This is a genomic window from Sphingobium sp. MP9-4 (assembly GCF_005281675.1).
Classification (GTDB): domain Bacteria; phylum Pseudomonadota; class Alphaproteobacteria; order Sphingomonadales; family Sphingomonadaceae; genus Sphingobium; species Sphingobium yanoikuyae.
Map to the genome: position 1 here is coordinate 36,822 of NZ_LUFI01000082.1, position 12,127 is coordinate 48,948.

Below are 12,127 nucleotides of genomic sequence, written 5' to 3' on the forward strand. Positions count from 1 at the left end.
CACAGCGGCAAGGCGGCTCAAGCCATGGCCCGGCCGACGCCGGCAATATCGCTGCGGCGCTAGGGGGCCGGGGCGCATCGCGATAGCGATAGCAGGCCCGGCGGACTTGCGGCGACCGGCGCAGCTTCTACCCTTTCCCCAACAGGTCGCATCATGCGGCGAATGAGGGGATGGCTGATTTTATGACGCAGGTGATGAAGGGGGTGCGCGTTCTGGAAGTGGCGCAGTTCACCTATGTGCCGGCTGCCGGCGCGATCCTGGCCGACTGGGGCGCGGACGTCATCAAGATTGAACATCCGGTGCGCGGTGACACGCAGCGCGGGTTCCTGAACATGGGCGGGGTGCAGCTCGATCCACTGCGCCATACCCTGTTCGAGCATCCCAATCGCGGCAAGCGCAGTGTCGGCATCGACCTGTCGACGGAGGAAGGCCAGGCCGTGCTTTATGAGCTGGCCAAGAGCGCCGACGTATTCCTGACCAACTATCTTCCCCAGGTGCGGCAGAAGAACAAGTTCGACGTCGAGCATATCCGCGCGGTCAATCCGAACATCATCTATGCCCGTGGCAGCGCGCTGGGCAACAAGGGGCCGGAGCGCGAGGTCGGCGGCTTCGACGGCACCTGCTTCTGGTCGCGCAGCGGCGTCGCCCATGCGATGACGCCCGAGGAACTGCCCGGCCCGCTGACCCAGGGCATTCCCGCCTTTGGCGATTCCATCGGCGGCATGTTCATTGCCGGCGGCATTTCCGGCGCGCTGTTCCACCGCGAAAGGACCGGCGAGGCGGTCGAGCTGGACGTCTCGCTGCTGTCGAGCGCCTGGTGGGCGTCGGGCGCGCTGATCGCGCAGGTAATGGAGACCGACATCCTCACCCGCAACGGCATGCCGAGTTCCGGCGGATCGCTGCGCAACCCCTTCATGGGCAATTTCCGCACCTCGGACGGCGGCACGATCAACCTGTGCATGGTCAGCCCCACCGGCCTGATCGCCGACACCTTCGCCCATGTCGGCGTGCCCGAGGCAGCGGACGATCCGCGTTTCAAGGATGTGCTGGCGCTGATCGAGAATGCCGGCGCGGCAAGCGACATATTGGTCAAGGCTTTCGGGGCGAAGCCCTTCGCCTATTGGCGCGAGCATCTGAAGACGATGAAGGGCCAATGGGCGCCGATCCAGAGCTTCAAGGATCTGCTGACCGACGAGCAGGCGATCGCCAACGACATGATCATCGAGGTCGAAGGCGCCGATGGCGGCGCACCGCTGCGGCTGGTGCGCGGCCCGGTGCAGTTTGACGGCCAGCCGGTGCAGACCAGCCGGTCGCCCCAGGCATCGGAACATACCGAACTGGTGCTGATGGAACTGGGCGTCGAGTGGGACCAGATTGAACAATGGAAGGCCAGCGGCGCTATCGCCTGAAGGGGCGACGTCGGGGGGCTGGAAGGCAGGAATGATATGAAACCGGGTACGAAACTGAAAAGCGCGGTGTGCGACACCGAAGTGATGGTGATCCGCAGCGGTGCCGGCACGATCGAATGCGGCGGCAGCGCCATGGGCGAGGCCAAGCCGGAGACGGTCGGCACCCCCGCCACCGATTTCAGCGCGGGCACGCTGATGGGCAAGCGCTATGTCGATCCGGCCGGCAATTTCGAATTGCTGTGCGTCAAGCCGGGCAAGGGTTCGCTGTCGGTCGACGGCGTGGCGCTGAGCCCCAAGGACGCCAAGCCCCTGCCCGCTTCGGACTGACGCCCATCCCATGAACATCGCCCTGTTCCTTGAAATGGCGGCCGATGCCGCGCCCGACCGCATCGGCCTGGTCTGTGACGGCCAGCGCTGGAGCTATGCCCGGCTGCTGGCCGGCGCGCGCGGCGCCGCCGCGCTGATCCGGGACAGTGGCTGCAGCCATGTCGCGCTGCTGGACGAGAGCAGCGAGGCGGCGGCGATGGCGCTGTTCGGCGCGGCGATTGCCGGCGTGCCCTATGTGCCGCTCAACTATCGGCTGGCCGACGCGGACCTGGGCGCGCTGCTGGCACGGATCACGCCGGCGCTGATCGTCGGCGATGTCGCACGGGTCGGGCGGCTCTGCTCCTCGGCCGACAACAAGGTGCTGGCGCGCGCCGATTTCGTGACCGCTGCGCTGGACGCTGCGGCCGATGCACCGATCGACGCGGACGAGGGCGATGGCGTCGCCATCCAGCTGTTCACCAGCGGCACGACCGCCGCGCCCAAGGCGGCGATCCTGCGCCACGCCAATCTGGTTTCCTATATATTGGGCACGGTCGAGTTCGGCGCCGCGCCGGAAGAGGATGCCGCGCTGGTCAGCGTGCCGCCCTATCATATCGCCGGCATCGCCGCCCTGCTCAGCTCTATCTATGCGCTGCGCCGCATCCTGCTGCTCCCCGCCTTCGATCCGGCCGCCTGGCTGGACCTGGCGGCGGGCGAGCGGGCGAGCAATGCCTTTGTAGTGCCGACCATGTTGTCGCGCATCATCGAGACGGTCGACAAGGGTGTCCGCCCCGACCTCAGCAATCTGCGCGCGGTCGCCTATGGCGGCGGCAAGATGCCGCTGGAGCTGATCCAGCGCGCGCTCGACCTGTTTCCCGATACCGGCTTCACCAATGCCTATGGCCTGACCGAGACCAGTTCGACGGTCGCCCTGCTGGGGCCGGACGAGCATCGCGCCGCCCATGTCGCGACCGATCCCGCCGCCCGTGCTCGGCTGGCGTCGGTCGGCCGGCCGCTGCCGACGGTCGAGATCGAGATTCGCGACGAGGATGGCCGTTGCCTGCCCGCCGGCGAGCCGGGCGAAATCTATGTTCGCGGCGACCAGGTGTCGGGCGAATATCGCGAGCGCAGCGCGCTCGACGCCGATGGCTGGTTTCCCACCCGCGACGCCGGCTATATCGATGCCGAAGGCTATCTCTTCCTGTCGGGCCGCGCCGACGATGTGATCGTGCGCGGCGGTGAGAATATCTCGCCCGGCGAGATCGAGGATGTGATGCTGGCCCTGCCCGCCATCGCCGAGGCGGCGGCGGTCGCCATCCCGTCCGCCGAATGGGGCGAGGCGGTCGGCCTGATCGTGGTCGTGCGCGACGGGCATGCGGCGCCGGCCGACGAGGAACTGAAGCAGGTCATCCGCGCCCGGTTGCGTTCTTCGCGAGTGCCCGAACGCGTGCTCTTTGCTAAGAGCCTGCCCTATAATGAAATGGGCAAGCTCCTCCGCCGGGAAATCAAGAAGCTGTTCGCAGCCTGACATGGCTCTCGCCCTGCCGCTTGCCGGCTGGGCCGAGATGCAACTGGAGGCGATCCGGGCGCTGGCGGGAACGCCGGCGCTGGATGGTTTAAGCGGCGCGCAATTGCTGGGCGAACGGGCGGCGCTGAATGGCTTTTCCATACCGGGGCGGCGTTCGGCCGGTGGGGGATGCCGGCTCTACGACACGATCGACGGACAGGTTGCGCTGACCCTAGCACGGGCCGACGACCGGGACCTGATGCCGGCCCTGTTCGGTGATGCTAGCATCGAAAGTGACAGCGATATTGTCACGGCTTTCGCTACTGCGCGGATGGCGGAGATCGTGGCCCAGGGGCGCCAGCTCGGCCTTGCGATCGCGGCGATCGATGAGGTGCCGGCCAGCCCGGCCTGCCGGCTGACGATGACAGGGGGTGCGCGGCCGAAGCGCGACCGCCCGCCGCTGGTGATCGACCTGTCGGCGCTGTGGGCCGGGCCACTGGCGGGGCATCTGCTGGGGCTGGCCGTCGCGCAGGTCGTCAAGGTGGAGAGCCGCAACCGGCCCGACCGGATGCGCGCTGGCGATCCGCTGCTGTTCGCGCGGCTGAACCAGTATAAGGCCAATGTCGCGATCGACCTGCGCGACGCGGAGGATCGGGCGGCGCTGATCGCGCTGATCCGCCGGGCCGACATGGTGATCGCCGCCGCCCGGCCCCGCGCGCTGGCGCAACTGGGGATCGATGCCGATGCGCTGGTGCGCGACGTGCCGGGGCTGGTCTGGGTGACGATCACCGGCCATGGCGCGGAGGGCGACGCCGCCCAATGGATCGGCTTTGGCGATGATTGCAGCGTCGCCGGCGGCCTCAGCGCCGCGCTGCGACAGGCAAGCGGACGGATCGGTTTTGGCGGCGATGCCTGCGCCGACCCGCTGACCGGGCTCCATGCGGCGCGGCAGGCGTTGGCGCAATGGCATGAAGGCACGGGCGCGCATCTGCTGCTGTCGATGAGCGCCGTGGTGGCCGAGGCGATCGGCTGGGAACGGGCGCGCGACGACGCGGGCTTCACCGCGACGCTGCAACGCTGGGCCGCCGCCGAGGGCCTTGCCTTTCCTGCCGTTGCGTCGCGAACCACGGGACCGGTTGCGGCGCTGGGGCAGGATAATGAGGCCTGGCTATGCTGATCCGCGACGCCGAACTATGGGGCGTGGGCCGGGCCGACCTGCGTATCGCCGATGGGCAGATCGCGGCGATCGGCGCGCTGGCCCCTCTGCCCGGCGAAGCGGTGATGGATGCGTGCGGCGGCGCCCTTCTGCCCGGCCTGCACGACCATCATATCCATCTTGCCGCACATGCCGTCGCCCGTGCCTCCCTGCCCTGCGGACCGCCGGCCGTGACCAGCGAAGCCGATCTGGCCGCCGCGCTGGCGCAGCCGGGCGAGGGCTGGCTGCGCGGCATCGGCTATCATGAGAGCGTCGCCGGCCTGCCCGATGCACTGACGATCGACCGGTGGCAGGCGGACCGGCCGGTGCGCATCCAGCATCGGTCGGGGCGGATGTGGCTGCTCAACAGCCGGGCATTGGATCTGCTGCTGGCACTGGACGCCCCGCCGCCGGGGCTGGAGCGGATCGACGGGCGCTGGACCGGACGCTTGTTCGACGAGGATGGCTGGCTGCGCCGGGTGCTGGGCGGCACGCCGCCGGCCCTCGACACGGTGGGGCGCGAACTGGCCCGCCATGGCGTCACCGGCGTTACCGACATGTCGCCGGGCAATGACGGCGCGAGCCTTGCCTGGTTCGCCGCCGAGCGCGCGACCGGGCACCTGCCGCAGCATCTGGTTGCCGCCGGCACGCTGGCGCTGGGGGATGCGCCGCCGCCGGCCGGCATCGCGGTCGGCCCGGCCAAGCTGCACCTGCATGAAAATGCCCTGCCCGACTTCGACCAGTGCGTCGCCTTCCTGCGCGCCGCGCATGAGCAGGGGCGAGCGATCGCCAGCCATTGCACGACCGAGACCGAACTGGTCTTCACCCTCGCCGCGCTGGCACAGGCCGGCGCGCGGCCGGGCGACCGGATCGAACATGCCGGAATCACCCCCGATGCGCTGCTGGAGCAGATGGTCGAGCTTGGCGTGCAGGTGGTGAGCCAGCCGCATTTCATCGCCGAGCGCGGCGATCACTATCTGCGCGATGTCGAACCGCGCGAGCGGCCCTTGCTCTATCGGTTGGACGCCTTCGCCCGCGCCGGGCTGGTGCTGGCAGCGGGCAGCGACGCGCCCTATGGCGTCGCCGATCCCTGGGCGGCGATGCGCGCGGCGGTGTCGCGCAGGACGGAGAGTGGCGCGGTCATCGGGCAGGACGAGGCGCTGACGCCCGAAGCGGCGCTGGCCCTCTATCTCGCCGATCCGCTGGATCTGCGCCGGCAACGCAGCATGGTCGTCGGCGCGCCGGCCGACCTATGCCTGCTGGATCGTCCCTGGGCGCAGGCACGGGACCGCCTGCGGGCGGAGGATGTGGCGATGACGTGGATCGCCGGATCAGTCGTCCATGATGGCATCGACCAGACCCCAGCCTAGCGCCGTGCGGGCGTTGATCCGCTTGCCCGACAGGATCATCAGCGCCGTGCGCTGACGCCCGATCCGGCGACTGAGCGAGACGCAGCCGCCTGCGCCAGGAATGATCCCCATCGCCAGTTCGGGCAGATGGAACCAGGCGTCGGCGCTGGCTGTGATGTGCCCGGCAAAGGCCGCCATTTCCAGGCCAGAGCCGACACAGCCACCCTGCACATGGACCGACAGCCGATCGGCGCATCCCAGCAGCGCATGGGCCGGCAATGTCTGCATCCTTATGTCATGCGCGGTCGCCGGATCACGCGTGGTGCCAAATTCGCCGAGGTCCGCGCCGGTGCAGAAGCTGCGGCCCGCGCCGCGCAGGCTGACATGGCTGATATCGGGATCGAACGCGGCAATGTCGAACGCCGCGCGCAGCCCGTCGCGCAGATCGCGGTCGATGGCATTATGGGCATCGGGCCGATCGATCAGGATCGCCAGCCGGTCGCCGTCCCGATCGACCTTGATTGCGCCGGGCGACTGCACCGGCGCGGGGACTTGCGCGGCCAGCCAGCGGGCATGGCCGGCACTGCCCTGAAGCAGGCCATAAGCGAGCGATTCCGCGACCAGCGCCTGGGCCGGATCCAGCCCGTCGATCAGCCGCAGCAATTGCACCAGCACCCGCGCCGCTTCGGGCTGGGCCATGATCTGCTGCGTGATCGCACCGAGCGAGACCGGCAGTTCGATCAGCGCATCAAGCCGGGGCGCGAGCGGGTGCGTCGGATCGCCGATCCCCAGCAGCGGAAAGGGTGGCAGGTGCAACGGCGCATCGCTGCGCGGCGCGCGGTCGAGATCGACCAGCCCATAGGGCTGCGCATCCCCGGTCCAAGGAAGGGTCAGGCCATCGGGGTCGATCAGGGCGGCAGGGCCGGACATGGGTGGCAGGGTAGGACCGGGCCGAAGCGCGGCAAAGGCGGACGCAGCACTGATCGCCAGGGCGTTGCGGACAATGGCTGACCAGCGCCGCGCCCTGCCGCAATATCGCGCCATGGAGACGGATCACCCCAGTCTGCGCGCGCTCGCCGCCGCCGCCCTGCAACGGCCCGCCGATCAGGCAGCGATCCTTTATGAGGACGAATGGATCGCTTGGGGAGCGCTGCGCGCAGTAGCCGAAGAGATCGATGCGGCAATGGATGCCAGCGGCATTGCGGCGGATGCCCCGGTCGCCTTCGTCGCGCGCAATCGGCCGGCGGCGCTCGCCGCGCTGCTGGGCCTGATCGCGCAGGAGCGGACGATCCGCATGATCTATGCCTTTCAGTCGGACGCCGCGATCGCCCGCGACCTGACGCGCATGGCGCCCGCCGCGCTGGTCGCCTTTGCCGAGGATATCGGGCCGGAGATTCGCGCGGTGCTGACCGCCGAAGGCATGGTCGCGGTCGCGATCGACGGCATGGCCGCCGCCGCCCTGCCGGGTCATGAATATGCCTCGCCAGAAGTTCAGCAACGCCACGGCCCCGCCGCGCCACAGATCGAGATATTGACCAGCGGCACCACCGGACCGCCGAAAAGCTTTGCCGTGCCTTATGCGCTGCTGGAACGGCATTTCCTCTCGACCCCGCTGACCCGGCAACAGACGGACGATCCCCAGGCCGCACCGCCCTTCCTACTCTATTTTCCGCTCGGCAACATCACCGGCCTCTATTCGACGCTGCCGATGCTGCTGCGCGGACAGCGGGTCGAGTTGCTGGAGCGCTTCTCGCTCGCTGCCTGGCATGCCCATGTGCGGCGCTGGCGGCCCAGCCATGGCGGCCTGCCGCCGGCCAGCGTGCAGGCGGTGCTGGACGCCGACCTACCGGTCGAAGACCTCGCTTCCCTGCGCGCGATCGGCTGCGGCGCGGCGCCGCTCGATCCCGGCGTGCAGCAGGCGTTCGAGGCGCGCTACGGCATTCCCATCCTGCTCTCCTATGGCGCCACCGAGTTCGCCGGCCCGGTAGCGTCGATGACCGCCGCGCTCCATGCCGAATGGAGATCTCGCAAGATCGGGTCGGTCGGCCGCGCCATGCCGGGTGTTGAGCTACGCGTCGTCGATCCAGACAGTGGCGTCCCGCTACCACCCGACACCGAAGGTCTGCTGGAAGTCATTGCGCCGCGAATCGGCCCGGAATGGATCCGCACGTCCGACATCGCGCTGATCGATGCCGATGATTTCCTGTTCCTGCGCGGCCGGGCGGACGGGGCGATCATCCGCGGCGGCTTCAAATTGCTGCCCGAGTCGATCGAACGCACGCTGATGCTGCACCCCGCCGTCGCCGAAGCGGCGGTGACAGGCATGGCGGATCACCGGCTGGGGCAAGTGCCGGCGGCCGCGATCCGGCTTCACGCCGATTTTGCTGCACCTGCGATCGCAGCATTGGAAACGCATGTGCGCCAGCATCTTCCTGCCACCCATGTTCCGGTAAAATGGCTGTTCGTCAGGGACTTGCCGCGCACGGCCTCGCTCAAGACCGATCGCCGCGCGCTGCAGGCGCTGTTTGCGAATATGTCGCCGGAAACGCAGAATGAGACAGAGAATATCACATAAACGAGGGCGTCTCATTTTTTGTTGACAGCTTCCCGGCGTTAGTGAACAACCATGTTCAATAACGAAGGAGAGGAACCATGGCTCTGATCGAGTCCCATAAGCCGAGGGTAGCCAAGACCGAGTCCAACAAGGCGAAGATCGCCAAGCGCGTGGTCGAGGTACTGGAATTTTTCGACGAGGATCATCCGCAGGCGACGGTGATGGACATTGTCCGTCGCTTCGACCGCCCGCAGTCGAGCACGTCCGAATTGCTGTCTAGCCTGGTCGACCTGGGCCTGCTCCACAAGGATCCGGGTTCGCGCGCCTATTCGCCGACCCCGCGCGCCGCGATGCTGGGTGCCGCGATCCAGCCGCGCATGGTGCGCGATGGCGTCCTCAACGGCCTGATCGATCGCCTGTCGGCCCAGACCGGCCTTGGCATTGCCGTGTTCGGCATGGTCGGCCTCAACATCCAGATCGTTCACTGGCGCGCCGGTAAGAAGGCGCTGCGCACCTCGGCCAATAACGGGCTGGCCGGTGGCCGCCAGGAACGGCTGACCGACTCCGCCGCCGGTCTGCTGATGCTGTCGACCGTGCAGCAGCCGCGCCGCGACGGCCTGATCCGTCGCCTCAATGCCGAAGCGCCGCAGGAGCGCAAGTTTGTCTTCGCCGACGTCGCCGGCCAGGTGCAGCGCTGCCGTGACGAAGGGCATATCAGCGGTTTTGCCGGCTTTGGCTCGATCGCCGACGTCACCGCCATGCTGCTGCCCCACATGCCCGACGGCCAGCCGCTGGCGATCGGCTTCGTCTATGAACCCTCCGACCAGATCGACGCCGCCGGCCTGCAGCGCACGCTCAGCGAAGCGGTCCGCCGCTCGGTCGAGGAACAGTCGCCGGCCGCCTCCGTCCAGCCGATCTTCGAATCCGCCAGCTGGCAGGGCGCGCTGGAGGTGAAGCATGGCTGATGTGAAGGACAAGGACGTCGCCGACGCCCAGGCCGCGCGCAAATATTGGTCGGCCGAAGGCTATACCGAAGGCGGCGTCATCCGCGAGGTCGACTATAGCACCCAGTCGGGCGGGCTCGACCCGTCGCTGGCCGGCATCAAGATCGTCGATACCGACACCCATATCACCGAGGCGCCCGACCTCTTCACTTCGCGCGCGCCGGCCAAGTACAAGGCCAAGGTGCCCTATGTGAAGCAGGACGCCGACGGCGTCGAACGCTGGTATGTGGGCGACCGCAATTTCGGATCGATGGGCGGCAACGTCATCCGCGCCGACAACAACAAGCTGCTCGGCCGTCTTGCCTTCCCCAAGCTGGCGCAGGCGCATCCGGGTGGCCATCTGATCAAGGAACGGCTGCAGGCGATGGACGATATGGGCATCTATGCCCAGATCGGCTTCCAGAATTCGGGCGTGACCCAGGCCGGATCGCTGATGTCGCTGGGCGATCCCGATCTCGCGGTCGCGATCATCCAGATGTATAATGACGCATCGGCCGAATATCAGCAGGTGTCGGGCGAACGCATCTTCAACATGGCCCATCTGCCCTTCTGGGACCAGAAGGCGATGGAGGCCGAAGCGCGGCGCTGCGTCGACATGGGCCTGCGCGGCTTCGTGCTGCCCGATACGCCCGAGCGCGTCGGCGTGCCCAGCTTCCTGCATGATTATTGGACCCCCTTCCTGGAAATGTGCGAGGCCGAAGGCCTGCCGCTCAATTTCCACCTCAATGCGGCGATCGACCCCAATACGCTGACCTGGGACGGCTTCGGCTTTGAACAGACGCTGTCGGTGGTCGCGACCATGTTCTCGATCGGCAATGCCGCGACGCTGGGCAACTGGATGGTATCGGGCCGGCTCGACCGTCATCCCAAGCTGAAGATCGGCCTGATCGAGAGCGGCGCAGGCTGGGTGCCCTTCGCGATCGAGGCGCTGGAGCATCAGTTCGACGAAATGCTGCCGAGCAAGGTCGGCCTGCTCAACAAGCGGCCTTGGGAATATTTCCGCGACCATTTCTGGGTCACCTTCTGGTTCGAGAAGGTCGCGCCCAAGCTGCTGCTGGAAACGATCGGCGTCGACAAGGTCATGTTCGAAACCGACTTCCCGCACCCGACCTCGCTCTATCCGGGCGTGCAGGCGCATCTGACCGATGTGCTGGGCGGCTACGACTTCGCAGTGAAGAAGAAGGTGCTGCAGGACAATGCGGTGAACCTCTACAAGCTGCCCTTCTGAGGGGCGCAATCAGGATGAAAACGGAAAGGGGCGCTCCTGCCGGGAGCGCCCCTTTCCATTGGAGGGCGGTCGTCGAAGACAGTCATTGGTGAAAATGGAGACGCGAAAGCGCTCCGCCGCCAGACAGATGATCGGCGGCGAAGGGCCATGATCGCGGCAATGTCGGTCAGTCCAGCGGCTTTGGTGCGCCAGTCCCCATGTAGCGGGACAGGTTATAGTGCAGGCTGGCTACCGCCCGCTCCATATAGGGGTTGGGCTGGGTGCCGCGGAAGCCGACATTCTTCATGCCCTGCTGCACCGCCTGCATATTGGTGAAATCCTGTTGCAGCACCGGCGGCCATTGCTCCGCGCTGGTATATTCCCATTCGGTCGCGGGGGTTTCCGCGTCCGGGAAGAGTTCATAAACCGCCGCCTCGAAAATGCACTTGTCCGGATCCGCGCCATAGGGGCGGGCGGAGTAGCAGAGCATGTTGTTGACGGCATGGCCGATCTGGAAATTGGGGAAGATCTGCCAGGCGGTGCCGCTCTTGGCGGTATGGGCGGGTTCGACCACCGGCCAGAAGACACCGCGCCGTTCATCGTCGGCGCGGGCGGTGGCGAGCCAGTGCTGTAGCACCTGCGGCGCGGGGGTGCCCTCGGGCAGTTCGTCCTTCAAGCGTTGGGCGGCGGCGACCAAAGTCATGGTGGTGTTGGTATTGGCATTTTCCCAGGTGAAAAGCTGCATTTCCGCGGTCGACAGGCGCGGGTCTTCGCCTGAACCGATGCGCAGCTTGGCCTGGTTCTCGTCCATATTCTTGGGCGCTTCATAGCCGATATTGGTGTGCAGCCCATGTTTGCGCGCCCAGCCGCGAAATTCGCCGAAGGCGTTGAATTCGGGATGGGTTGTCTGGACATGATAGGTCTCGCTGAACGCCTCCATCGCGACCTTCCAGTTGCAGTCGAAGATGATCCATTTGCGCCAGCGATAGCGCATATTCTGGAGGCCGAAGGGATCGAGCATGTCGGGCACCACGCCCAGATATTCAGCGAGCGGGCCGCAATCGGGATCGAGATTGATCCAGGCCCAGCCGCCCCATGTGTCGACGCTGACCTTGCCAAGCGCGGTGCGCTGCGCCGTCAGCTTGCCCTGCCAGTCATCGGCATGGTTGGCGAAGGTGCATTGGCCCTGGCGGTCGAAGGTCCAGCCATGAAAGCCGCAGATGATCGACTTGCGGTTGCCGCGCGCGTTGCGCTGGCCTGCGGGCGTGTCGATCAGGCGGCGGCCGCGATGCGGGCAGACATTATGATAGGCGCTCAGCTCATCCGGCCCGGTGCGCATGATGATGACCGAGTCTTCGAGAATGTCATAGGTGACGAAATCGCCAACCTCGGGAATATCCTCCAGCCGGGCCGCCTGCAGCCAGACCTTGCGCCACAGCCGGTCCTGCTCGGCGCGGGCATAGTCCTTCGACACATAGGCTTCGACCGGGACGACGACCGGCTCGATCAGATCCTCGCCGGGCGTGCCGATGCTGCTGATCTCGTTCATGGCCTATTCCTTCTCCATTTCACCCTTTTGCCATGCCCGCGTCACCC

10 protein-coding genes are annotated in these 12,127 nt (G+C 67.0%); 8 read left to right on the forward strand and 2 right to left on the reverse strand.

What is annotated here, in order from left to right:
• Window positions 1–182: 182 nt before the first annotated feature.
• The 5 genes from A0U87_RS22960 to A0U87_RS22980 are packed head-to-tail and all read left to right on the forward strand — an operon-like array spanning window position 183 to window position 5,787.
• The gene (locus tag A0U87_RS22960; RefSeq protein WP_048936859.1) at window positions 183–1,409 is read left to right on the forward strand and encodes a CoA transferase; all 1,227 of its coding nucleotides are present in this window, start codon (window positions 183–185) and stop codon (window positions 1,407–1,409) included.
• 36 nt (window positions 1,410–1,445) lie between these two features.
• Entirely contained in the window at window positions 1,446–1,736 is a 291-nt protein-coding gene (locus A0U87_RS22965; RefSeq protein WP_048936747.1) for a hypothetical protein, read from the forward strand.
• 10 nt (window positions 1,737–1,746) lie between these two features.
• Window positions 1,747–3,243 carry an AMP-binding protein gene (locus A0U87_RS22970; protein WP_048936748.1) on the forward strand — a complete coding sequence of 499 codons (1,497 nt, stop codon included), beginning with the start codon at window positions 1,747–1,749 and terminating at the stop codon, window positions 3,241–3,243.
• A 1-nt stretch (window position 3,244) separates the two neighbouring features.
• Window positions 3,245–4,399: a CoA transferase gene (locus tag A0U87_RS22975; RefSeq protein ID WP_137406041.1), complete on the forward strand. Its 1,155-nt coding sequence runs from the start codon at window positions 3,245–3,247 to the stop codon at window positions 4,397–4,399.
• Window positions 4,393–5,787, forward strand: coding sequence for an amidohydrolase family protein (locus A0U87_RS22980; protein WP_048936750.1), 1,395 nt, complete (start codon window positions 4,393–4,395; stop codon window positions 5,785–5,787). The genes A0U87_RS22975 and A0U87_RS22980 overlap by 7 nt, the downstream gene beginning before the upstream one ends.
• On the opposite strand, the gene A0U87_RS22985 is transcribed toward A0U87_RS22980, so the two are convergent.
• Window positions 5,749–6,696, reverse strand: a complete 948-nt coding sequence (locus tag A0U87_RS22985; protein ID WP_048936751.1) for an enoyl-CoA hydratase/isomerase family protein — start codon at window positions 6,694–6,696, stop codon at window positions 5,749–5,751. The two genes, A0U87_RS22980 and A0U87_RS22985, sit on opposite strands and share 39 nt — an antisense overlap.
• 73 nt (window positions 6,697–6,769) lie before the next feature.
• On the opposite strand from A0U87_RS22985, the gene A0U87_RS22990 reads away from it, so the two are divergent.
• The 3 genes from A0U87_RS22990 to A0U87_RS23000 all read left to right on the forward strand — a co-directional run bounded on the left by A0U87_RS22990 (window position 6,770) and on the right by A0U87_RS23000 (window position 10,552).
• Window positions 6,770–8,341 (forward strand): fatty acid--CoA ligase family protein, encoded by a 1,572-nt coding sequence (locus A0U87_RS22990; RefSeq protein WP_048936752.1) that lies wholly within the window; start codon window positions 6,770–6,772, stop codon window positions 8,339–8,341.
• Between the two features lie 77 nt (window positions 8,342–8,418).
• Complete coding sequence (locus A0U87_RS22995; RefSeq protein WP_004209457.1) at window positions 8,419–9,285, forward strand: helix-turn-helix domain-containing protein; 867 nt, start codon at window positions 8,419–8,421, stop codon at window positions 9,283–9,285.
• On the forward strand, window positions 9,278–10,552 hold the full coding sequence (locus tag A0U87_RS23000) for an amidohydrolase family protein (RefSeq protein ID WP_037508167.1): 1,275 nt from the start codon (window positions 9,278–9,280) through the stop codon (window positions 10,550–10,552). The genes A0U87_RS22995 and A0U87_RS23000 overlap by 8 nt, the downstream gene beginning before the upstream one ends.
• Before the next feature lie 166 nt (window positions 10,553–10,718).
• On the opposite strand, the gene A0U87_RS23005 is transcribed toward A0U87_RS23000, so the two are convergent.
• On the reverse strand, window positions 10,719–12,080 hold the full coding sequence (locus A0U87_RS23005; RefSeq protein WP_048936753.1) for an aromatic ring-hydroxylating dioxygenase subunit alpha: 1,362 nt from the start codon (window positions 12,078–12,080) through the stop codon (window positions 10,719–10,721).
• Window positions 12,081–12,127: the final 47 nt, after the last annotated feature.